The sequence below is a fragment of the Saccharopolyspora taberi genome (assembly GCF_039534165.1).
In the GTDB taxonomy this organism is placed as follows: Bacteria; Actinomycetota; Actinomycetes; order Mycobacteriales; family Pseudonocardiaceae; genus Saccharopolyspora_D; species Saccharopolyspora_D taberi.
This window is the reverse complement of sequence record NZ_BAAAUX010000001.1, coordinates 98823-120157: the sequence shown is the minus strand read 5'-3', so window position 1 is coordinate 120157 and position 21335 is coordinate 98823. Positions and strand designations below refer to the sequence as shown.

Annotated in this window: 22 protein-coding genes and 1 pseudogene; 12 read left to right on the top strand and 11 right to left on the bottom strand. The window is 70.4% G+C overall.

Annotated elements, in window-relative coordinates:
• Window positions 1-54: 54 nt before the first annotated feature.
• From ABD691_RS00715 to ABD691_RS00705, 3 genes are all read left to right on the top strand, one after another.
• A complete protein-coding gene (locus ABD691_RS00715) occupies window positions 55-387 on the top strand; it encodes a hypothetical protein (protein ID WP_344677330.1) in 333 nt (110 codons plus the stop codon).
• Window positions 388-627: 240 nt separating this feature from the next.
• Window positions 628-4113, top strand: a complete 3486-nt coding sequence (locus ABD691_RS00710) for an NB-ARC domain-containing protein (protein ID WP_344677329.1) — start codon at window positions 628-630, stop codon at window positions 4111-4113.
• An 89-nt stretch (window positions 4114-4202) separates the two neighbouring features.
• Window positions 4203-5513 carry an amidohydrolase family protein gene (locus ABD691_RS00705; RefSeq protein WP_344677328.1) on the top strand — a complete coding sequence of 437 codons (1311 nt, stop codon included), beginning with the start codon at window positions 4203-4205 and terminating at the stop codon, window positions 5511-5513.
• A gap of 9 nt (window positions 5514-5522) precedes the next feature.
• Here ABD691_RS00705 and ABD691_RS00700 read toward each other — a convergent pair.
• The 9 genes and pseudogenes from ABD691_RS00700 to thiE form a co-directional block, all read right to left on the bottom strand.
• A pseudogene (locus ABD691_RS00700) lies at window positions 5523-5930 on the bottom strand (transposase); the annotation flags it as partial.
• A gap of 3 nt (window positions 5931-5933) precedes the next feature.
• Complete coding sequence (locus tag ABD691_RS00695) at window positions 5934-6698, bottom strand: HAD-IIA family hydrolase (RefSeq protein WP_344677327.1); 765 nt, start codon at window positions 6696-6698, stop codon at window positions 5934-5936.
• A gap of 2 nt (window positions 6699-6700) precedes the next feature.
• Window positions 6701-7171 (bottom strand): nucleoside 2-deoxyribosyltransferase, encoded by a 471-nt coding sequence (locus tag ABD691_RS00690; RefSeq protein WP_344677326.1) that lies wholly within the window; start codon window positions 7169-7171, stop codon window positions 6701-6703.
• A 1-nt stretch (window position 7172) separates the two neighbouring features.
• Complete coding sequence (locus ABD691_RS00685) at window positions 7173-7916, bottom strand: class I SAM-dependent methyltransferase (RefSeq protein WP_344677325.1); 744 nt, start codon at window positions 7914-7916, stop codon at window positions 7173-7175.
• A 10-nt stretch (window positions 7917-7926) separates the two neighbouring features.
• Entirely contained in the window at window positions 7927-8895 is a 969-nt protein-coding gene (locus tag ABD691_RS00680) for a thymidylate synthase (RefSeq protein ID WP_344677324.1), read from the bottom strand.
• Between the two features lie 38 nt (window positions 8896-8933).
• Window positions 8934-9944, bottom strand: a complete 1011-nt coding sequence (locus tag ABD691_RS00675; RefSeq protein WP_344677323.1) for an ABC transporter substrate-binding protein — start codon at window positions 9942-9944, stop codon at window positions 8934-8936.
• A 7-nt stretch (window positions 9945-9951) separates the two neighbouring features.
• Complete coding sequence (locus ABD691_RS00670; RefSeq protein WP_344677322.1) at window positions 9952-10719, bottom strand: ABC transporter permease; 768 nt, start codon at window positions 10717-10719, stop codon at window positions 9952-9954.
• Entirely contained in the window at window positions 10716-11486 is a 771-nt protein-coding gene (locus ABD691_RS00665) for an ABC transporter ATP-binding protein (protein ID WP_425564936.1), read from the bottom strand. Before ABD691_RS00665 ends, ABD691_RS00670 begins: the two co-directional genes overlap by 4 nt.
• A 242-nt stretch (window positions 11487-11728) precedes the next feature.
• A complete protein-coding gene (thiE, locus tag ABD691_RS00660) occupies window positions 11729-12397 on the bottom strand; it encodes a thiamine phosphate synthase (protein ID WP_344677320.1) in 669 nt (222 codons plus the stop codon).
• 67 nt (window positions 12398-12464) lie between these two features.
• Here thiE and thiO point away from each other — a divergent pair, with 67 nt between their 5' ends.
• From thiO to ABD691_RS00635, 5 genes are read left to right on the top strand one after another with little or no spacing between them, the layout of a single operon-like run.
• Window positions 12465-13538, top strand: coding sequence for a glycine oxidase ThiO (gene thiO, locus ABD691_RS00655; RefSeq protein WP_344677319.1), 1074 nt, complete (start codon window positions 12465-12467; stop codon window positions 13536-13538).
• Window positions 13535-13732, top strand: a complete 198-nt coding sequence (gene thiS / locus ABD691_RS00650) for a sulfur carrier protein ThiS (RefSeq protein WP_344677318.1) — start codon at window positions 13535-13537, stop codon at window positions 13730-13732. The genes thiO and thiS overlap by 4 nt, the downstream gene beginning before the upstream one ends.
• Window positions 13725-14486, top strand: coding sequence for a thiazole synthase (gene thiG / locus ABD691_RS00645; protein ID WP_344677317.1), 762 nt, complete (start codon window positions 13725-13727; stop codon window positions 14484-14486). The genes thiS and thiG overlap by 8 nt, the downstream gene beginning before the upstream one ends.
• A complete protein-coding gene (gene thiD / locus ABD691_RS00640; protein WP_344677316.1) occupies window positions 14483-15286 on the top strand; it encodes a bifunctional hydroxymethylpyrimidine kinase/phosphomethylpyrimidine kinase in 804 nt (267 codons plus the stop codon). Before thiG ends, thiD begins: the two co-directional genes overlap by 4 nt.
• Window positions 15283-16029 (top strand): tyrosine-protein phosphatase, encoded by a 747-nt coding sequence (locus ABD691_RS00635; RefSeq protein WP_344677315.1) that lies wholly within the window; start codon window positions 15283-15285, stop codon window positions 16027-16029. Before thiD ends, ABD691_RS00635 begins: the two co-directional genes overlap by 4 nt.
• Here the strand turns inward: ABD691_RS00635 and ABD691_RS00630 are convergent.
• A complete protein-coding gene (locus ABD691_RS00630; protein WP_344677314.1) occupies window positions 15998-17122 on the bottom strand; it encodes an MFS transporter in 1125 nt (374 codons plus the stop codon). The genes ABD691_RS00635 and ABD691_RS00630 overlap by 32 nt on opposite strands.
• Before the next feature lie 133 nt (window positions 17123-17255).
• Between ABD691_RS00630 and ABD691_RS00625 the strand changes: the two genes are divergently transcribed.
• Genes ABD691_RS00625 through ABD691_RS00610 form a run of 4 tightly spaced genes read left to right on the top strand, consistent with a single transcriptional unit; the run spans window position 17256 to window position 19141 of the window.
• Window positions 17256-17564: a hypothetical protein gene (locus ABD691_RS00625; RefSeq protein ID WP_344677313.1), complete on the top strand. Its 309-nt coding sequence runs from the start codon at window positions 17256-17258 to the stop codon at window positions 17562-17564.
• Between the two features lie 35 nt (window positions 17565-17599).
• Window positions 17600-17923 (top strand): hypothetical protein, encoded by a 324-nt coding sequence (locus ABD691_RS00620; RefSeq protein ID WP_344677312.1) that lies wholly within the window; start codon window positions 17600-17602, stop codon window positions 17921-17923.
• Between the two features lie 11 nt (window positions 17924-17934).
• Complete coding sequence (locus ABD691_RS00615; protein WP_344677311.1) at window positions 17935-18687, top strand: WXG100 family type VII secretion target; 753 nt, start codon at window positions 17935-17937, stop codon at window positions 18685-18687.
• Window positions 18688-18700: 13 nt separating this feature from the next.
• Window positions 18701-19141 (top strand): hypothetical protein, encoded by a 441-nt coding sequence (locus ABD691_RS00610; protein ID WP_344677310.1) that lies wholly within the window; start codon window positions 18701-18703, stop codon window positions 19139-19141.
• A 33-nt stretch (window positions 19142-19174) separates the two neighbouring features.
• On the opposite strand, the gene ABD691_RS00605 is transcribed toward ABD691_RS00610, so the two are convergent.
• On the bottom strand, window positions 19175-21208 hold the full coding sequence (locus ABD691_RS00605) for a restriction endonuclease (protein WP_344677309.1): 2034 nt from the start codon (window positions 21206-21208) through the stop codon (window positions 19175-19177).
• Between the last annotated feature and the right edge of the window lie 127 nt (window positions 21209-21335).

Below are 21335 nucleotides of genomic sequence, written 5' to 3'. Positions count from 1 at the left end.
TCAACACTGTCGAAGGCCGCCGGTAGCAGGGACGAATCGGCCGCGCTGATCACCTTGGCCTTCGCAATCCCGCAGTACCAATCCGCGCAGGCCACCCTCGAAAGCACGCGCAACCAGAGCGAGCGTCTAGGTGGCATCTACGCCCTCGAACGCATCGCCCGCTACTCTCCACCCGATCACCCTTCGGTGGTCAACGTGCTGGCCACCTTCGCACGCGAAACCTCCCGGACACTCACCTTCTTCGATTTCCGCGGGGTCCGCTTCAGCGGAACCCCAATCTCGGCAGCCAAGCTGGATTACACCATTTTCACAGCCTCTGCCCTCACCGACACCGGACTGATCATCTCCAATCTCGTCGCAAAAGGCGCCACGGTCATAGGCCGTTGAGGCTGGGCTACCGGCGTCCAGCTGGTTCGGGACCAAGCTGCATCAAGTGAACTGGCATCCTGCGAAGGTCATGCGGTGCTCCGTTGCCAAGAGCGATTGTGAGCTGGGTGGCCCGCTGGATCGCCCACCGCTGCCCAGCCGTGTCGAGCACACTGTGCGGATCGATGGAGGGAGGTGGAGCCGTTGGTGGATCGCACTGGGGAAAGTTCGCGCCAAGGCGATGCGGCGCACTCGGCCGGTATGCATCAGACGTTCAGTGGTCAGGCGCACGCCGTGATCCAGGCCGGGCAGGTCCACGGCGACCTCGTCGTGAACGTGGGAGCGGGTCGGCGCGGGCTCGGTGTCGGGTCGGCGCTGCCGCCGCTGCCGGATCACCTCGTGCCGCGGCCGGAGTTGTCCGAGCGCGTGGTGGAGTCGTTGTTGGCCGAGCACGAGATGGCCGTCGCGCTGGTCGGTGTGGCAGGCGCAGGGGGTTTCGGGAAAACGACGCTGGCGGCTTCGGTCTGCCGGGACCGTCGGGTGGCGGACCGGTTTTCCGACGGGGTGCTGTGGGTGACCGTCGGGGCCAACACGCACGGGCCTGAGCTTGCCGGTGTCATAAACGACGTGTCGGCGCGGGTGTCCGGGCATCGTCCGGTGTTCACCGATCCGGAGCAGGCCGGGCAGCATCTCGGCGAGGTGCTGGCCGGTGGGTGGTTCCTGGTGGTCGTCGACGATGTCTGGTGGGCCTCGCAACTGGCTCCGTTCCTGCTCGGCGCGCCGAACTGCCGGCGCCTGGTCACCACGCGGGTCCGCAGCGCGCTGCCTCCCGATGCGATGTCGGTGGCGGTGGACTCGATGACGCCGTCGCAGGCCGAGGCGCTGCTCGGAAGCGGGATGGACGTCAGCCCCGGGGACGTGGCGCCTCTGCTGGCGGCGACGGGTGGATGGCCGGTGTTGCTGCAGTTGGCCAACCGCGCTGTGCGCCAGTACGTCCGGCGGGGGATGCCGGTGGCCGACTCCGTGCGGCGGGTGGTCGAGCGCTTGGCCAACCGGGGCCCGACCGCGGTGGACGTCACCAGCGCCGATCAGCGCAGGCTCGCTGTCGCGGCCACCGTGGAGGCCAGCCTGTCGCAGCTGGCCGAGACGAATCCGGCTTGGCTTGAACGTTTCCTGGAGCTGGCCGTGTTCGGTGAGGACGTGGCCATCCCGGAGCAGACGCTGGTTACCTACTGGGGCGCCACCGGCGGTCTCGATCCCGACGAAGTGCAGCAGCTGTGCTTCGAACTGGACGAGCTGTCGTTGGTCCAGGGCTACCAACTCGGTCCGACTCCCGCGCTCGGCATGCACGACGTGATCGGCGCGTACCTGCGCCACCGTGTCGGAGTCCAGGCGCGGGAGTTCCAACGCGCGCTGCTGGATTCCTTCCGGGGGCACAGCGAAACCGGGGCGGCGTGGTGGGATCTGGCCGAAGACGACCCGTATCTGCGGCGCCACCTCGCTCATCATCTCCGGGGCGCCGACCTGACCGACGAACTCACCGCAGTGGCAACGGACTTCCGGTGGCTGGAGACCGTCCTCCGCCTCGACGGCCCCACCGCCGCGGAAGCGGATCTCGCCCACGTCGAGGGGACGTTGGCCGCAGCGCTTCGGCGCGCGATCACGCAGAACGCGCATCTGCTCCGCCCGATCCCGGGCGCGAACGGTGCTCTGGGTGCAACCCTGCTGTCCCGCCTGCACGGCTATCCCGAACTCGCCGACTGGGTTCTCGACGCGCCCCGCCCCGACCTGTTCCCCGCGTGGCCCATGCCGGATGCCCCGCACCCCGCCCTCCACCGGGCCCTGCACCACGACGGCGCCGTGACCGGGCTGGCCATCAGCCCGGACGGCACCTGGCTCGCCACGAGCAGCCTGGGCGGCGCGGCCCGGCTGTGGAACGTTGACGACAGCGCGGGAACCACCCTCGCCGCCGACGACGCTGCCGCACACGGTGGTCCGATCCGGGGTCCGGGCTGGAAGACCTGGTTGGGCACCGGCGGTGTCGTGACGGGTGCCGCGATCGCACCAGACGGCGGCTGGGTGGCCATCGGCTGCGCCAACCGCGCCGCTCGCCTGTGGAACGCCGACGGTTCGCTGCTTGCCACCCTCATCGGCCACACCGAGCTGGTGACCGGTCTGGCGATCAGCCCGGACGGCACGTGGCTGGCAACCAGAAGCTTCGACGGCACGGTGCGGTTGTGGGACGTCGACGGACGGCCCCGAGCCGTTCTCGTCGGCCATTCCGGTGCCGTGAGCCAGGTGGTGATCAGTCCGGACGGCAGTTGGCTGGCAACCGGAGGGGACGACGGCACGGTGCGGCTCTGGGGCGCGGACGGCAGCCCCCGAGCCGTTCTGGTCGCCCACACCGAACTCACGATCGTCGGCCAGACCAACCAGATCAGGGTGGTGGCGATCAGTCCGGACGGCGACTGGATCGCCACCGCGTGCGACGACGGCACCGCCCGGATCTGGAACCCGGACGGGACCGTTCGCGCCGATCTGACCGGCCACTACCGGAGCGTGCTTTCCCTGGCGATCAGCCCGGACGGGACGTGGCTCGCGACGGGCGGATTCGAGGGCACCGCACGGCTGTGGTCTCCCGACGGGAGCCTCCGAGGCGTCCTCAGCGGGCACGAACGCGGCGTGACCGACATTGCGATCAGCCCGGACGGGACGTGGCTGGCCACCGGGAGCTGGGATCGCACCGCCCGGATCTGGGAGGCGGACGGCACACCACGAGCAACCCTGACCGGCCACACCGGCAGCGTGCTTTCCCTGGCCGTCAGCCCGGACGCGAAGTGGCTTGCCACCGGAAGCGACGACGGCACCGTGCGGATGTGGGATGCGGACGCCCCGGCTGACACCCCCATCGGCAACCCCACCTCGCAGCTGTGCGTGGCGTTCAGCCCTGACGGGACCCGGTTGGCCACCGGCGGTCACGACGGCATCGTCGTGTGGGACGCCGACGGCGATCCGCACGTTGCGATCACCGATTTCGAAGGCACTGTGTGGGATGTGGAGTTCGGCCCGGACGGGGCCTGGCTGGCGGCTTGCACCCTCTACGGCACCGCCTGTCTGTGGAACACCGGCAGCTACTCGGATCCCATCGTCCTCCGGCACGACCTCGCGCTCCGGAACGCGGCTTTCAGCCCGGACGGCGACTGGCTCGCCATCGGCGACGAGAGCGGAAACGTCGGGTTGTGGAACACCGACGGCAGTTTCCGCATGACTCTCCCCGGCCGTGGGGAAGGTGTGCTGGGCGTGGCGGTCAGCTCCGACGGGGGTTGGCTCGCCATCGCCAGCAGGGACGGCGCGGTCGGGTTGTGGAGCGCCGAAGGTGATCATCTGGGCACATTGACCGGCCATGACGGCGCTGCGTGGAGCGTGGCTATCAGTCCGGACCGCACCTGGCTCGCGTCCAGCGGTGCCGATGGCACGGTGCGGGTGTGGAACACCGACGGTTCGCACCGCGCCACCTTGACCGGTCACAGCGGCACTGTGTGGAGCGTCGCGATCAGCCCGGACGGCACCCTGCTCGCCACCGCGGGCGACGACGGCACCGTCCGGCTGTGGAACACAGCGTCGCACGACTGCGTCGCCGCGTTGCGGACGGACTCCCCCTTGCAGCAGGTGGCATGGCATCCGAACAGGTCCCGGATCGCCGTCGTCGGCGAATCGGGCCTCTACGTGTTCCAGCTCGGAACGTGACGCCCAGAAACCCCCACGCCGCAAGCGATTTACCCCCGCGCCCCCGAAGAGTACGTTCGTGCGGAGTCACGAGCGGAGGGGGAACCGACTTGTCCGACGCACTGGTCATCGCCAACGGCATCGTGGTCACTATGAACGACTCCGGCGAGGTGTTGCACGGTGGCACGCTCGTCGTCGAAGGCGGCCGGATCACCGGGGTGCATCCCGCCGGGGAGGCCGTCACCCCTCCCGCCGGGGCTCGGGTGATCGACGCCCGGGGCAAGGCCGTCATTCCAGGGCTGGTCGACCTGCACTACCACACCGCGCTGGGCAAGGGGTACAGCGATCACCTTCCCCTGCTGGAATATCTGGAAACCTGCTGGTATCCGATCATCCGGGCGCTGGACCCGGAGGCCGCCTACTGGGCCGCGCTCGCCAGCTACAGCGAATCGCTGCGGTCCGGGGTCACCACGGTCAACGACATGTACCGCCAGCTCGACGCGTTGGGCCGTGCCGCCGAGGAGATCGGCATCCGGGCCGTGCTGTCCAACGACGTGGCGACCGACGAGCACAACCTGGATACGTTGGCCGACAACGAAACCGCTCATCGGCAGTGGCACGGCAAGGCGGGCGGGCGGATCGAGGTCCGGGTCGGGATCGAGTGGTTGCCGCTGGCTTCTCCGGAACTGCTGCGCGACGCGCGCGGGCTCGCCGACCAGTTGGGCACCGGGATCCACATCCACCTCAACGAATCCCTCGGCGAGGTGGAGACCGTGCGCGAGCGCTGGGGGCGCAGGCCCACCGAACTCGCTTACGAGACCGGCGTTCTCGGCAGCGACTGCGTGGCGGCGCACTGCGTCTGGTTGTCGGACGCCGAGATCGCCCTGATGCGCGAGACCGGCACCCAGATCTCGCACAACCCCAGCTCGAACGCCAAGCTGGGCAACGGGATCGCCCGGGTGCCGGAGATGCTGGCCGCCGGGCTCAACGTCGGTCTCGGGCACGACGCCGCCGAGTGCAACAACAGCCGGGACCTGTTCGAGGTGATGAAGTTCGGTTCGCTCGTCCACCGCGCCAACCGGGTGGACGCCGGACTGTTGCAGGCCCCGCAGATGCTGACCATGGCCACTCGCAACGGTTCCCGCGCGCTCGGGCACGAGACCGGCGAGCTGTCCGTGGGCCGGAAGGCCGATGTCGTGCTGGTCGATCTGCACGACCAGGCGTTCACCCCGCTGGAGCCGGGCAACGCTGATCACCTGTACTCGCACCTGGTTTTCGCCGCCAACGGGTCCGCCGTTTCCACGACGATCGTGGACGGCGTAGTGGTCTACGACGACCGGGTGTTCACCACCGTCGACGAGGACGAGGTGCTGGCCAAGGCCAACGAGTCCTTCCTGCGCATCCTGGAGCGCATCCGTTAGCGGGTGTCCTCAAAGCCAGGTGATCAGTGAGGCGAGGTTGATCACGGTTTGGTAGGACTGGGCGGTTTTGTCGTACCGGGTGGCGATGGCGCGGTAGTGCTTGAGGTGTTGGAAGCAGCGCTCGACGACGTTTCGGCGTGTGTAGATGCTGGGGTCGAAGGTGGGTGGTCGGCCACCGGTGCGGCCTGTGCGCTTGCGGTTGGCTTGTTGGTCGGCGCGTTCAGGGATGGTGGCGGGGATGCCGCGCCGCTTCAGGTATCCGCGGATGGCGCGGCTGGAGTAGCCCTTGTCGGCGATGACCCGGTCAGGGCGGGTGCGTGGCCTGCCCGGACCGTGACCCTGGAAACGGATTCCGGCCATGACGTCGGCGAACCTGGTGCAGTCGTTGATGTTTTCAGCGGTGAGCACGACCGACAGCCCCTAGCGGTCTCCCAGCAGGCCCGCCAGGTCCGGTAGCACGTGGTCCGGGCGGACCAGGTCCGCCGGAGTGGCGCCGCCGACCAGGATCGTCGGCAGGCCCGCCCGGCGTCCGCCCAGCACATCCGTGTCCGGGCGGTCGCCGACTACCGCGACATTTCCCCCTCCCAGCAAGGACTTCGCCACTTCGAAGATCTCCGGCTCCGGTTTGCCCACGCTGGTCGCGGTTCGTCCCAACGCCGTTTCGACCGCTGCCAGGATCGCTCCGGTCGCCGGCCACGGGCCGTCCCGCATCGGGAACGTGGCGTCGCGGTTGGTGGCGTACAGTTCCGCGCCGTTCTCCCCCGCTCGGCAGGCCGCGCGGAGTTCGTCGTAGTCGAAGCCCGTGTGGCCGGCCACCAGGATGCGGTCGGCCGAGCCCGCTTCCGCCGCGGAGAGCACCCTGCCTCCTGCCAGGGTCACCTCCGAGCGCAGTTCCTCGGAGCCGATCACGTACACCGCCGCTCCGCCGTCGGACACCTTCACCGCCGCCGCCCAGCCGGAGGTGACCACCGACTCCGCGGGCACTTCCAGGCCGAGGCCGGTCAGCTTCGCGGTGATCGCCGTGCGGGCGAACTGCGGGTCGTTGGTCAGGTAGACGACACCCTTGCCGCGCCGGTCGAGTTCGCGCAGTGCGTCCACCGCGCCGGGGATCGGCTCCCATCCGAGGTGGACCACCCCGTCGAGGTCCACGATGAATCCGTCGAATCCGTCCGCGATGCTCGGCATCGTCACGCGCTCCCGGCGGCTGCGAGGTCGGCGGCCCGGACGGCTTCCACGACCCGGTCGGTCGGGTCCTCGCCGGGGGCCAGGGTCAGTTCGGTCACGTTGGCGACCGCGTGCAGGCCGCGCACCAGGAAGGCGTACTCCGCTCCTTCCTCCAGCAGCAGCACCACCGGTTTGCCCAGGGCCGAGGCCCAGCCGATCTCGATGTGCGTTCCCGGTGAGGCCGGGGCCCCGGGGAAGGCCACGAACACCGCGCTGTCCGAGATCTCCTCGAAGTCCAGCCTCGTGCACTCCTCCGGCGGCAGGAACTTCGAGCCCCAGCTCTCCCGGCGGTGCGCGTTGTACACGTTGTACCCGGCCGCCTCCAAGCCCGCGATCAGCTTCTCCAGCCTGTCGCGCTCCTCCGGCCGCATGTTGCCGTCCGCGTCGACCAGGGCCTTGAACGGACCGCCGAGGAAAACGCTGCGTGTGCTCAACTCACTTCACTCCTGTCACGATGAGGAACGGCGCTGCTTCGGCCTCCGCGGGCCGTCCGGTGTCCAGCAGCGTGCCCGCGACCTGCGCGCCGGGGATGTCGCCGAGCACCGGGGTCGAGTACTCCACCGACGTGAAACCCGCGTCCGCGAGCACTTCTCCGTAGGTCTGCCGGGGCCAGTGGTAGTCGGACAGCTCCAGCACCTCGCCGTCCGGACGGTTGAGCAGCACCTGCCTGCGCTGCCCCTTCGCGTAGTCCAGGCCGGGCTCCCCGTTGCGGAAGGTGGAGAACTGCACGCCGGTCGTGTCCGGGTTGGTGTCCAGCACCGCGTACCGCCCACCCGGGCGGAGCACCCGGTGCACCTCGGCCGCGATCGCGCGGATCACGTCCAGGTCGCCGATGTTGATGTAGACGTAGCAGGAAATCGCCGCGTCCACCGACCCGTCGCCGAGGAACGGCACCCGCCCGGACTCGATCCGGCGGTAGTCCACCCTGGGATGCGGGCGGACCTCCCTGGCGATCTCCAGCATTCGCTCGGAGATGTCGACCCCGATCACGTCCACGTCACGGGCCTCGGCCAGTCGCAGCGCGACCTTCCCCGGCCCGCAGCCGTAGTCCAGCACGGTGCGCACGTCTTCGCCGAGGCGGTCGAAGACCGTCGCGTAGCCCAGAACCCGCTCGGGCAGGTCGTCGTAGGCGTCGAAGCCGTCCGCGACCGCGGTGCTGTGCTTCCAGTCGGTGCCCAACCCGTCCTCCTCAGCTCGTAGGCGCCACCGCGGCGCGCCGCAGCTGCCAGTTCTCCACCAGGTACCGGTACAGCGGCCAGAGCGAGCCGAGCAGCTCCTCGTCCAGCGGCTCCTCGGCGCGCACCCGGCGGTGCACCTCGAACAACCGCACCACCTGGTCCCAGTACTCCGGCAAGTCCACTGTGGAGCTCACTCGGTGCCCGCCGGTGCGCAGCAGTTCCTCGATGCGCAGGACTTCCCGGATCGCGGGCCAGTTGTCGCCCTCCGGCATCTCCGGGAAGCGCAGCGCCGGATCCTCGTACGCGGCCGGGTCGGCCAGCACCCGGTCCACCCGGTCGCTGTCCACGTCGTACACGTGCATCGACCCGACGCTGTGCACGTACTCCCCGACCCGCAGCCCCAGTTCGCGGGCCATCACCTCCTGGAGGAAGGTGAAGGAGAAGACGTCGCTGCTCATCCCCCGGTAGGCGTCGTTGGCCCGCATGAAACCCACCGCGTGCAGCGCGCCCTCGCGGATCAGGAACTGGAGGCCCAGCGTGCACGACACGTCCGGGTTGGACGGGACCTGGAGCTCCTCCCCGCGGAAGATCTGCAGCACCGCCCGCTTGCTGTCCGGGTCCTCGCGCAGCTGCTCGACCACCGTGCGCCACTGGTCGCGGCCGAAGATCGCCTTGCCGTAGGCGGTTCCGGTCAGCCGGACCCCGTCCGCGGAGTACTTGGCGATGCTGGGCGCGTAGGTCGCGATGAACTCCAGGTCGTCCCGGCCGGACAGGTACCACAGCGACTCGGCGAGGTTGAACACGATGTTGAGCCGCCGGGCCGGGATCACCGGAACCCGCTGGGTCGCGTCGCGCAGCACGTACTGCACGCCGAGGCGTTCCCGGCTGGCCGCTCCGCGCGGGGCGTTGCGGTAGGTCGGATCCCCGGCCACCGATCGCAACGTCGCCGCGTAGGCGTGGTGAAAGGTCTCGAACTCCATACCGCGTACCTCCAGGCACGTCGAGGTGGAACGTGGGACTACCCGGCAGGCACGTAGTCGTTGGTGACCAGCGGCCCCGCGTCGATCTTCTCCTTGGCCATGCCCGATGCGTGCAGCCAGTCGGCGAAGGCCTGCCACTTCGCCGGGTCCATCCGGCCGAAACCGCGGGGATTGGTCAGCAGCGGCGTGGTCGCCTCGACCATCCGGTCGATCGTGGCGGGCTCGAACCCGGTCGCGACCTTGCGCATCGACTCGGCGGCCGACTTCGGATCCGCCTGCGCCGCCGAGACTCCCTGCCCCAGCGCACCGATGAACCGCTTCACCGCGTCCCGGTACCCGGGGTCGTCGCGCAGCCGGTCCCGGTTGGCCACCACGACCAGCTCGTCGTACTCCGGCACGCCCGCGTCGGTCACCGGCACGATCGTCGGTGCCTTGCCCGCGTCGGTGAGCTGCACGCCCTCGATGTTGCGGTAGGCGCCGATCGTGGCGTCGACCTGGCCGGAGAGCATCGCGGCCACCAGGTTCGAGCTGACGTTGACCTTGTTCACCGAGTTCAGGTCCACCCCGTGCTTGGCGGTGATCTGCTTGAGGTAGACGTCGTCGGAGGGCAGCCCGGCGGTGCCGACGGTCTTGCCGGCCAGGTCCGCCGGGGTGCGCACCGGCGAGGTGTTGACCGACATCAGCGAGTTCAGCGCGGTCGGCACCAGCGCGGCCACCGCGGTCACCGGCAGGTCCTGCTCGGCGGCCATCAGCACGTCCGGTTCGTAGGAGATGCCCAGCTCCACCTGCTCGGCGGCGACCAGCTTGAGCGGGTCGGCCGGGTTGGACGGCGGGGTCAGCGTCACGTTCAGGTTCGCCGCGGTGAACATCCCCCTGTCGTTGGCCGTGTAGAGGCCGACGTGGTCGGGGTTGGGGAACCAGTCCAGCAGCACCCGCACGTCGGCTTTGCCACCGGGCGGCGCGGTCTGCCCGCCACCGGAGCAGCCGACCGCGGTCAGCAGGACGGCAAGGACAGCAACCGCGGCGCGGACAGGCAGTGTGGCGCGCATCCGGCGCTCACCTCCGGTTCCATCTGAGGATGATCTTCTCCAGCAGGCGCACGAACAGGAACAGCGCCACCGTTTCCGCGGTGAGCACGACGATCGCGGCGAACACCAGCGCGGTGCGCAGCTGCGGGGTGGCTTGCAGCATCACGAATCCGAGGCCGTCGGTGGAGCCCGACCACTCGCCGAACACCGCGCCGATGGCTGCGTAGGTGACCGCCAGCCGCAGGCCGGAGAACAGCTGCGGCAGGGCCGAGGGGAACTCCACCCGGCGGAAGATCGCCCACCGGCTCGCGTCCAGGGTGCGCATCAGCCGCGGCAGGTCCGGGTCCACCGACCGCAGCCCGTCCAGGGTGCCGACGGCCAGCGGGAAGAAGCAGATCAGCGCGACGACGACCAGCTTGGGCAGGATGCCGTAGCCGAAGGCGATGGCCAGGATCGGCGCGAGCACCACCACCGGCACGGTCTGCGAGGCGATCAGCAGCGGCAGCACGGTCCGGCGCAGCAGGACCGAGAAGTGCAGCGCCACCGCGATCAGCAACGCGACCACCACCGCCAGCAGCAGGCCCAGCAGCAGTTCCTCGGTGGTCACCCAGCTCGCGGAAGCGAGCAGCTCGGCGTTGTCCACTCCGGCCCGGACGATCGCGCTCGGCGCCGGGAAGAGGTACTCGGGCACGTCCACGAGACCGCTGACCAGTTCCCACAGCCCCACCAGCACCACGACGAGCAGCGCGGCGGGCCACCACTTCGCCGTCGCGCGCTGGTTCGCCGGTGCGGTCACGGTTCCGCCCGTCCCGAACCGAGCAGGGACAGCACGCGGGCGCGCAGCGCGGCGAACTCCGGATCCGCCACGGTCCGCGCCCGCGAACCGCGCGCCGGCAGTTCCACCGGCATCCGCGCCACCACGGTCGCGGGTCTCGGGGTCAGCACGACCACCTCGTCGCACAGCAGCAGCGCTTCCTCCACGTCGTGGGTGACCAGGACGGTGGTGCGCGGTTCCACGTCGAGCACTCCGCGCAGCCAGTCCTGCATGTCGGCGCGGGTGATGGAGTCCAGTCCGCCGAACGGTTCGTCCAGAAGCAGCACGTCCTTGTCCGCCACCAGGGTGCGCAGGAACGCGACGCGTTGGCGCATTCCGCCGGACAGCTCGTGCGGCCAGTTGCGCTCGAAACCCGACAGGTGGAACCGCTCGAACAGCGGGGCGACCCGTTCGCGGGCCTTCTTGCGCGGCACGCCGCGGTTCTCCAGCGCCAGCGCGGCGTTGTCGATGGCCCTCCGCCACGGCAGCAGGAGGTCCTTCTGCGGCATGAGCGCGCAGGCGGCCAGCCTGCCCGCCGGATCCTCGGCGCCACCTGCCCGGACCGTTCCCGCGGAGGGCTCGGCGAGTCCGGCGATGAGCGAGAGCAGCGTGGACTTGCCGCAGCCGCTCGGGCCGATCACCCCGAGACTTCGGTGCTGCGCCACCGCGAAGTCCACATCGCGCAGGACGTCGACGGCTCCGAAGCTCTGCGCGACCCCGTCCAGGGTGACCCCGCCCCCAGTAGGCATCACGGCAAAGCCCCCCATCAACTGATCACCGCTGCACACCGTACTCGTCGCGTCCATCCCGCACCACGGCCAGGGGCCGCAAGAACGCCCGGATGCCCAAGCGCTGCAAGGAAAGCGCTCACCAGTTCAGCCCATTGACGTCCTGGCTGGAGTGTGGAAATCATGCTTTGCGGTGCGGTGGACCGCACCGTCCGAGAGGGGGAAGCTTGTCCCTGCACGGCATCGCAGAGCTTTCCCCGGCGTCAGGCCGAAACCAGCGCCGCCTTCAGCTCCGCCGCGGCGGCACGCGGGTCGGCCGCGCCGTTTATCGCGCGCACCACGGCGACCCGGCTCGCACCGGCTGCCAGCACCTCCGGCAACCGGTCCACATCGATCCCCCCGATGGGGTAGAACGGCCGGTCTCCGGCGACTTCCGCGGCCACCCGCACCAGGTCGAGCCCGGCCGGAGTCCGCCCCGGCTTGGTCGGCGTCGCCCAGCACGGGCCCACGCTGAAGTAGTCCAGACCGGTCTCCGCCGCGGCCTGCCTGGTCTGCTCCGGGTCATGAGTGGACCGTCCGATCAGCACGCCGTCGCCGAGCAGCGCGCGGGCGTGCTCCAGCGGCAGGTCGTCCTGGCCGAGGTGCAGCACGTCGACCCCGGCCGCGGCGGCGATGTCGGCCCGGTCGTTCACCGAGAGCAGCGCGCCGTGCCGATCGCACGCGGCGCGCAGCACGGCCAGGGCTTCCAGTTCCTGCCGGGCCTCCAGCGGACCGAACCGGCGCTCGCCCTCGGAACCCTTGTCCCGCAACTGGATCACGTCGACTCCGCCGGCCAGCGCAGCGTCGGCGAACTCGGCGAGGTCCCCGGTCTCGCGGCGGGCGTCGGTGCACAGGTAGAGGGTGGCGGCGGCGAGGCGCTCACGGATGTCCACGCTCGCAACATAGAGGCCAGTGGCGGAAAAGGCGATAGCGACCAGGATGCGGGCAGGAGACGGTGAAGTGGGCGGGGAGAAGCTGGCGGTGGTCGGCGCCGGGGTCATCGGGCTGTCGGTGGCCTGGCGCGCGGCGTCGCGGGGCTGGTCGGTCACCGTGCACGACCCGGACCCCGCTCGCGGTACCTCCTCGGTGGCGGTCGGGATGCTCGCACCGCTGACCGAGGGCTGGCACGGCGCGGAGGGCCCGCTCGCGCTCGGCGCGGAATCCTTGCTGCGCTGGCCTTCCTACGCCGAACAGCTCAGTGTGGACGCGGGCGAATCCGCGGGGCTGCGCACCGAGGGCACGCTTGTGGTCGCAGTGGACTCCGCAGACTCGGGCGCGCTGCGGGAGCTCGCTGGCCGGCTGACCGAACGAGGTCGTGCGGTGGAAACCCTGACCGGCCGCGAGGTCTGGAGGCGGGAACCCGCGCTGGCGCAGGGAATCCGGTCCGCGCTGGACGTTCCCGGCGATCTGGCCGTGGACAACCGGCAGCTGCTTTCCGCGCTGCGGCAGGCGTGTTCCCGGGCGGGCGTGGAGTTCAGCCAGGAGCGCGTCGAGGACCTGTCCGCGTTGAAGGCCGACCAGGTCGTGCTGGCCGCCGGTCTCGCCTCCGCCGCGCTGCACCCGCTCGCGGCGATGCGCCCGCTGAAAGGCGAAATCCTGCGCGCCCGGGTGCGTCCCGGCGCGCTGCCGCCGCCGGGTCGCACCGTGCGCGGGCTGGTGCACGGCAGGCACGTTTACCTGGTTCCGCGCGACGACGGGCTCGTCATCGGCGCCACCCAGTACGAGGCGGACCACGACCTGTCGGTGACCCTGGCCGGTGTCCGCGACCTGATCGCCGACGCCGAGGCGGTGCTGCCGGGGATCGCCGAGTACGCGCTCGGCCCGGCCGAAGCCGGGCTGCGGCCCGCCACCGAGGACGACCTGCCGCTGATCGGCAGGGTGGACGACCGCACCACGATCGCCACCGGGCACGGCCGCAACGGACTGCTGCTCGCGCCGTTGACCGCCGATGCGGTGCTGGCCGAGCTGGCCGGTGCACCGCTGCCGGAGGTGGCGATCGCCGCACCAGGCAGGAACGGGAGGGGACCAGCGTGAACGTGACGGTGAACGGAAAGCGGCACGACGTGCCGGAGGGCTGTACCGCCGGTGAGCTGATGGACCGGTTGGAGCTGCCGAGAACCGGGGTGGCCATCGCCGTGGACGGCGCCGTGCTGCCGAAGGCCCGGTGGGCCTCGGCGCTCGCCGACGGTGCCGCCGTCGAGGTGCTCACGGCGGTGCAGGGTGGGTGAGCAGCTGGAGATCGCGGGCCGGGTGTTCGAGTCCCGGCTGATCATGGGCACCGGCGGCGCGGCGAACCTGTCGGTGCTGGAACGCGCGCTGGTGGCCTCGGGAACCGAGCTGACCACGGTGGCGATGCGCCGGGTCGACGCGCAGGGCGGCACCGGCGTGCTGGATCTCCTGCGGCGGCTGGACATCGCGGTGCTGCCGAACACGGCGGGCTGCCGGACCACGGCCGAGGCGGTGCTGACCGCCCGGATGGCGCGCGAGGCGCTGGAGACGAACTGGGTCAAGCTGGAGCTCGTCGCCGACGAGCGCACGCTGCTGCCGGACGTCACGGCGCTGGTCGACGCCGCCGCGCAGCTGGTGGACGACGGGTTCGTGGTGCTGCCCTACACCACCGATGACCCGATCGTGGCCCGCAGGCTGGAGGAGGTCGGCTGCGCCGCGGTGATGCCGCTGGGCTCGCCGATCGGCACCGGCCGGGGCATCTCCAACCCGGCGAACCTGGAGATGATCGTGGCGGGGGCCGGGGTCCCGGTGATCCTCGACGCGGGCATCGGCACCGCCAGCGACGCCGCGCAGGCGATGGAGCTGGGCTGCTCCGGGGTGCTGCTGGCCACCGCGGTGACCAGGGCCGGTGATCCGGAGCGGATGGCCGCGGCGATGGCCGACGCGGTCCGCGCCGGGCTCGGCGCGCGGCAGGCGGGCCGGATCCCCAAGCGGTTCTGGGCGCAGGCGTCCTCGCCGGGGATGGGCTCGTGATCCCGGCGGTGCTGACCATCGCCGGGAGCGATCCCAGCGGTGGCGCGGGCATGCAGGCCGACCTGAAGGTGATCTCGGCGCTGGGCGGCTACGGCTGCGCCGCGGTCACCGCGCTGACGGTGCAGAACACCCTGGGCGTGTTCGGCCTGCACACCCCGCCGCCCGCGTTCGTCTCCGCCCAGGTGGACGCGGTGCTCGACGACGTCCGGGTGGACGCGGTGAAGATCGGTATGCTGGCGACCGCGGCCACCGTGGCCGCGGTGGCCGACAGCCTGGCCCGGCACCCGCGGGTGCCGGTGGTGCTGGACCCGGTGATGCTGGCCAAGAGCCAGGACCGGTTGCTGGCCGCCGACGCCGTGGACACCCTGCGGAGGCGCCTGTTGCCCCTGGTGGACCTGATCACCCCGAACCTGCCCGAGGCCGCCGAGCTGCTGGGCACCAAGCCCGCCGAGGACGAGGACGGCATGCGCGACCAGCTGCGCCAGCTCGCCCAGCTCGGGCCGCGGGTGCTGCTCAAGGGCGGGCACCTGGACGGTCCGGACTGCGTGGACCTGCTCCGGGTCGACGGCGAGGTGCACCGGTTCACCGAGCGGCGGGTGGAGACCACGAACACCCACGGCACCGGCTGCGCGCTGTCGGCGGCCATCGCGACCCGGCACGCGCACGGATCGGACTGGCCCGCGGCGGTCGGCGAGGCCAAGTCCTACCTGACCGGGGCGCTGCGCGGAGCCGACGACCTGGACATCGGCGCCGGGCACGGGCCGCCGGACCACTTCCACGGCCGACGGTCGGCGACATGAGCCCGTTCCTCGAACTGGACGGCTGCTTCAACTTCCGGGACCTGGGCGGGCACCGCGCGCAGGACGGTTCGGTGGTGGCCCGGGGGCGGCTGTACCGCTCGGACGGCCTGCACCGGCTGACCGCGGCCGGGCGCGCGGCCTTCGACGAGCTGGGCGTGGTGACGGTGCTGGACCTGCGGTCGAAGGGCGAGGTCGAGCAGAAGGTCTGGCGGCCGCCGCCCGGCTGGCCGGGCCGGTGGCGGCACGTCCCGCTGCGCGAGCAGACCCCGGACTGGTCGGCCGACGACCGCGCGGTGCTGGACCAGGACGGCTTCGCCGTGACGCACTACCTGGACATCGTGCGCGAGGGCGGCGGGTTCCTGCGGACCGCCGTGGAACTGCTGGCAGAACCGGGCGGCCTGCCCGCGGCGTTCTACTGCGCGGCGGGCAAGGACCGCACCGGAATCCTGTCCGCGCTGGTGCTGCGCCTGGTCGGGGTGTCGGCGGAAGCGGTGGTGGCCGACTACGCGCTGAGCGAGGTGGCCACGGCCCGCTGGGCCGCTTCGGTGGCGGCGGGCGGCGTCGACGACACGGCGGCGGAATGGCCTTACGTGCCGCCTTCCCTGCTGCGCGCGGACAGAAGCACCATGCGGGAGTTCCTGCGCGAGCTGGACGCCGAGCACGGTTCCGTCGAGGGTTTCGCCGAACACCTCGGCATCGGCCCGGACACGATCAGCCGGCTGCGGTCCGCACTGCTGCGGTAGCGCCGAAGACGATCACCAGGGCGAGCACGACGAGCGTCACCATGCCGAGCCGGAGCCCGGCGGCGGTGGCGAGCGCGCCGACGATCGGCGGACCGGCGAGGAACCCGAGGTAGCCGATCGTGGAGACCGTGGAGATCGCGGCGGCGGGGTTGTCCCGGCCGCGCACGGCGGAGCTGAACAGCGTCGGCACCACCCCGGCGAGCCCGAGCCCCAGCGCGCCGAACCCCAGCAGGGCCGAGGCCGGGGTGGGCCAGAGCAGGGACGCGCCGAAGCCGAGCCCGGCCAGTGCCCCGGCGCCGCGCAGGAAGGCAACGGCCCCGACGCTCGCGACGAGCCGGTCGGCGGCGAACCGGCCCGCGGTCATCGTCAGCGAGAACACCGCGAACCCGGCCGCGGCCACGCCCGCCGAGCCGCCGAGGGTGTCCTGGACGTAGACCGCGCTCCAGTCGTTGGCCGCGCCCTCGCAGAGCAGGGTGCAGAAGGCCAGCAGCCCGAGCAGCACGAGCCGGCGGTCCAACGGCCCGCGCTGCTTCTTCTCGGCCCGGCCACCGGGATCGGGCAGCGCCCAGAACGAAGCGACCAGCCCGGCGCAGGACAGCCCCACCGCGGCGACCGCCATATGCGTCACCGCAGGAATGCCCGCGCTCGCGGCAGCGGTGCCCACGACGGCCCCGCCCAGCCCACCGAAGCTGAACAAGGCGTGGAACCCGGCCATGATCTGCCGCCCGTGCGCGCGTTCCACGTGCACCGCAGCGGTGTTCATGGAGACGTCGAGCATCGCGTTGCCGATTCCCAGCCCCATCAAGGACAACGCGAGCAGCACGACGCTCGGCGCGTGCGGGATCCAGGCCAGCGCCCCGGCGTAGACGAGCAGCGAGGCCCGCATCATGAACACGCTGCCGAGCCGGTTGGTCAGCCATCCGCCGAGCGGCAATCCCGTCACGGCGCCTGCGCTGAGCCCGAAGACCACCGCCGCCAGCTCCCCCGGGCTCATCCCCAGCGGACCGGCCACCGCAGGCACCCTCGTCGCCCAGCTGGCGAAAACCGCGCCGTTGACGAAGAAGACCACCGAGACCGCGATTCTCGCCCCCACTCCGGCGAGCCTAGGGCATCCGGGGGTGGGGTGGTCGTTTCGCCTTCCGCGCCGCGTTCGCGCCGTTACGATGCCGGGCGGAGTGATCAGAGGCTGCCGTTGCCCACGCCGCCGGTGGAACTCGGAGGAGCGGATGAACGACCACAGCACACCGCCTCGGCGCGGCAACGGCGGCGGAGACAGCGAAGAGGACCCCCACGACGACGATCAGTTGATCCCCTTCGACCGTTCAGGTCCCGAGCCCGGGGGAAAGAAGCCGCGGCATCGGGACATGACTCCCGCCCAGCGGCGTCGTCTGCTTCCCGGGCTCCTCGGCTGGAGGTACTTCCGCGACACCCCGGGGTGGCCGGTCCTGATCGCTCTCGCGGTCTTCCTGTTCCTGGCGCTTGTCATCTTCCTCCTGCGACAGCTGGCCGAACTCTACATGGGCATCTTCTCGTAACCGTCCGGTCCGAACGCCAGAGAGGAGCACCAGAGGTGACCGGCTTCCACGTACACCCACCCAGCATCCAGTCCTTCTCGGACCTGATGTACCAGTACGGAAACGACGTCAACGAAGTGCGGAAGTACCTCGTTCAACACCGCGACGAGTTCAGCGAGACATACGGCGGGATCGCCCTGATGGACATCGCGAAGTACCTGGTGCCGCCGATCGACGTGGTCAACCAGCTGATCAACGACGTGACCACCTGCTACCACCTGACCTCCAGCCAGCTGGAGTCCACCGGCAAGAGCTACGAGTCGATCGACCAGGAACGAGCGAGCCAGCTCGATCAGACCTATCCCGGAGCTCCGCGCTAGGAAGAAGTCCCATGCCCCAATTCACGCACACCGTGGACGTCGGCGCGTACCTCAGGCCACCGGAGGCGCCTGCCGACGCGATCGGGAAGATCGTGCAGGAAAACGCCAACTGGATCACCGGACCCGTCAACGACTTTCTCCAACAACTCACCGGCCGCGATCTCGCTTCTGACCTCCAGGACCTGATCGTCGGTGACTGGACTTGCGTCTACCGGCTCCGCGACGCGGTCGGATCGAGCGCGCAGGCCCTGTCCCTGGTCCAGGACGCGGCGTTCCGGGACACCTTGCGGCTGCGCGAGGACTGGAGCGGGAACGCGGCAGAGGCGTTCGTTCACTTCATGGGGATGCGCCACGGAGAAATCGAGAAGGTCTGCCAAGCACTGGTCGACCTCAGGGAGATCATTTCCCGGACTATCAAGGGACTGGAGGATCTGTGCGCCATCCTGGTCTCCCGTCTAAATGATCTTTCCAACGCGATCGCCGGGGCGATTCTGATCGCCGGGGTCGGCGGGCTCGCCGCACTCGCCGGCGGCGCTGCGGCAGGCCCTTTCGGTGCCGCTGCCGCCGGCATCATCGGCGAGGTCATCACGGGCGGTGTCTGGGCCGTGTACCTGATCTACGACACCATCAAGACGCTGATCGGGGACATCCCCAAGGCCATCGAGGCATGGCAGATAGGCAGCGAGGTCAAGACCAACGCGCCCAACATCACAAAGGGCCTGGACATCGGAAAGCCGTACGGCGGGCCGGAGAACCCGTACTGACGAGGGACCAGAGATGGGCGACCTGCAACCTTCCGATCGGATCAACGAAATCCTCCGCGGGATCGACGGAGTCGTCGAATCCGCACACCAGGCAGACAGGAGCAACCCGGTGGAGCGCTACGACAGCCTGCTCCACGAGCACGGGTACTCGAACATCCACGACTACCTGCGGAAAGCAGGTCGACCCGAAGCGCTCGACCACGTGGAATCGTCGACCATCCAGGACTACCTGAACGGAACGATCACGACTCAGACGCTCGTCGAACAGATGTCGACGAACGAGCACATGGTTGATCTGTTCGGTGCGATAGCCGGATTCGTCAACAGCGAGCCGGTGGACGAGGAACCACCGCAGGTGCCCGACGCCGCGGCCTCGAGCACTCCTGCGTGGGCCGAAGACGACGGGGACTTCTCCGACGAAACCTGGCTCCAGAGCGGGGTGTCGTACGACTAGCGACCCACGCATCGCCGACCCGCCGCCCCCCGCTCACCGGCCGTCCAGCCCCACCCCGAGCCCGGCGAGCCGGCGCATGATGTTGACCGGTGCGTCGGCGAGCTTGTACCGGCCGCCGTTCTTCACGGCGCCGCGCACGAGATCGTGCGAGAGCAGCTGGAGGCACTCCTCGACCGCGTTCTGGCTCGGGCGCGGTGAGAGTTCCTTGCGCAGGGCGTAGTTCACGTTCTCCAGGCTGATGTAGCCGTCCAGCAGCGGGTCCTCCTCCCTGGCTTCCTCGTGCAGCAGGGCCACGATCCTGGCCAGCAGCTCGGCCGACCGGGCGGACTCCGCGTACAGCTCCTCCACGTCGGCCAGGTCGTCGCCGTCGGTCTGGAACAGCACCCGCAGGTCCGTCAGCGAGATCGGGTGGACCGCGTGCCGGGTGAGCAGGTTCGCCAGGTCTTCCACCGTCATCAGGGAGAAGTTGTTGTTGGCCGCCCATTCCCGGACCCTGCCGCCGAAGTCCGGGCCCACCACCATCCCGAAGTCCGCGCGGTGGCGCTTCTGGTGGTCCTTCAGCGCGTCGAACTTGACCGCGTTCTCCGCGATCGTGCCGCTGGAGGACGCCTTCGCGTCCACGATCACCCGGTACGAGTCCTTCGCCGGGAGCTCCGCGTCGACCACCACGTCCGTCCGCCCCGAGCCGCCGGTGTGCTGGGAGCGGAACCCGAGGAAGCCGAACGCCGCGGCCACCGCGATCTCGAACTCCTCGCTGCGCTCCCCGTTCCGCCCGTACCGGCGCAGGTCCGCGATGATCTGGTCGGCCTGCGCCGCGTCGGTGGTGCTCTCCGCGGGCTCCACCGACTCGTCCGCGGCCACCTCGCCGGTCGGCAGGTCCAGCCGCAGTTCGTCGGCGAGCAGCTTGCCGGTCGCCGAGATCCGGTACCGGGTCCAGTCGATCCGCTCCACCAGGCCCGCGTCGGCCAGGAATCCCATCCTGGTGCGGACCTCGCCGTTGTCGATCCGCGCCAGCCCGAACTCCTCGTTGGCGATGCGGGCGACCTCGGGGACCGGCGTGGGCTCGTCGAGCAACGTCAGGATCTCGCCGACGAACGAGTAGCGGGAGTGCAGGTAGCGGACGAAGTCGACCTCGCTGCCCAGGTTCAGCAGCTCCGCGACGTCGGGCAGCGGGCCGTACTGCCCGTAGGCGACCATGTCCATGACGCCCATCTGCCGCATGGTCTGGATCGTCTGGGTCGCCGACGCCTTCTTCAGCCCGAGCCTGCTGAAGCAGCGCCGGTGGTACTCCTCGACCCCGACGCCGTCGCCGACGAGGTCGAGCAGGTTCCGGATCGCGTCGAACGGGGACTGCGGGCCGGAGGTCGAATCCCGGTCCGGCGCCTTCCGGCCGCGCGGGATGTAGCCGATGATGTCCTTGCGGGAGTAGGAGTTCTTCGACGTCAGGTTCAGGACGATGTCACCGGGCTCCGGCAGGGTCTCGGTCTCGTCGGCCGCCGAGGTGGTGGTACCGGTCGCCTCCTCCGGGGACACCAGCGCGGCGCGGGCGAGGAACTCCCGCCCGCGCTCGGTGACCACGAACTTGTTCGGCGCCCAGCGCTCCACCAGCCCCAGCACCTCCAGCCACGCGACCCGCCGGTACAGCTGGTCCGTGCTGGTCCAGGTCAGCCCGAACTCGTGGGCGATGGCCAGGAACCCGTCCTTGGACCGGGCTCGTTCGATCCGGCTCAGCAGCTCGCCGAACAGCTTCACGTTGTCGTGGATGTAAACCGCGAACGCCACGTCGTCCTGGTTCTCGAGCCAGGACTTCGCCGCGTCGGTGGCCACCCACCGGCCGTCGGGTTCGCGCCGCACGAGCATCCCGCAGGACAGCTGGTTGCCGCAGATGTCGTCGACCGGGCTGGTGACGTCCTCGCCCGCCGCGTTGCGCACCGCGATCGACGAACCCGGCGCGGCCGGGAGCTGTTCGAGGATCCGGCGCAGGATCTCCCTGCGTTCGGACTTCTTCCCGGGGACGAAACCGATCGTGTTGGACCGGTCCGCCCAGGACGGAATCTGCTGCGCCACCAAGTTCTCCTGCTGTCGTCGGCCTTACCGAGGGTGAGGCCGAACGTACCAAGCGTGTCCGACAGCGGCTCCGGTCAGCTGGTGGCAGCGCTGCCGCGGCGGGGCATCGCCAGCGCCGCGACGGGCG

Excerpts from the sequence above, each read along its gene's own strand:
- ABD691_RS00710 (WP_344677329.1), top strand. The coding sequence starts at position 628 with ATGCATCAGACGTTCAGTGGTCAGGCGCACGCCGTGATCCAGGCCGGG.
- ABD691_RS00695 (WP_344677327.1), bottom strand. The coding sequence starts at position 6,698 with ATGCCGAGCATCGCGGACGGATTCGACGGATTCATCGTGGACCTCGAC.
- ABD691_RS00680 (WP_344677324.1), bottom strand. The coding sequence starts at position 8,895 with ATGGAGTTCGAGACCTTTCACCACGCCTACGCGGCGACGTTGCGATCG.
- ABD691_RS00675 (WP_344677323.1), bottom strand. The coding sequence starts at position 9,944 with ATGCGCGCCACACTGCCTGTCCGCGCCGCGGTTGCTGTCCTTGCCGTC.
- ABD691_RS00665 (WP_425564936.1), bottom strand. The coding sequence starts at position 11,486 with ATGCCTACTGGGGGCGGGGTCACCCTGGACGGGGTCGCGCAGAGCTTC.
- ABD691_RS00635 (WP_344677315.1), top strand. The coding sequence starts at position 15,283 with ATGAGCCCGTTCCTCGAACTGGACGGCTGCTTCAACTTCCGGGACCTG.
- ABD691_RS00625 (WP_344677313.1), top strand. The coding sequence starts at position 17,256 with ATGAACGACCACAGCACACCGCCTCGGCGCGGCAACGGCGGCGGAGAC.
- ABD691_RS00615 (WP_344677311.1), top strand. The coding sequence starts at position 17,935 with ATGCCCCAATTCACGCACACCGTGGACGTCGGCGCGTACCTCAGGCCA.
- ABD691_RS00610 (WP_344677310.1), top strand. The coding sequence starts at position 18,701 with ATGGGCGACCTGCAACCTTCCGATCGGATCAACGAAATCCTCCGCGGG.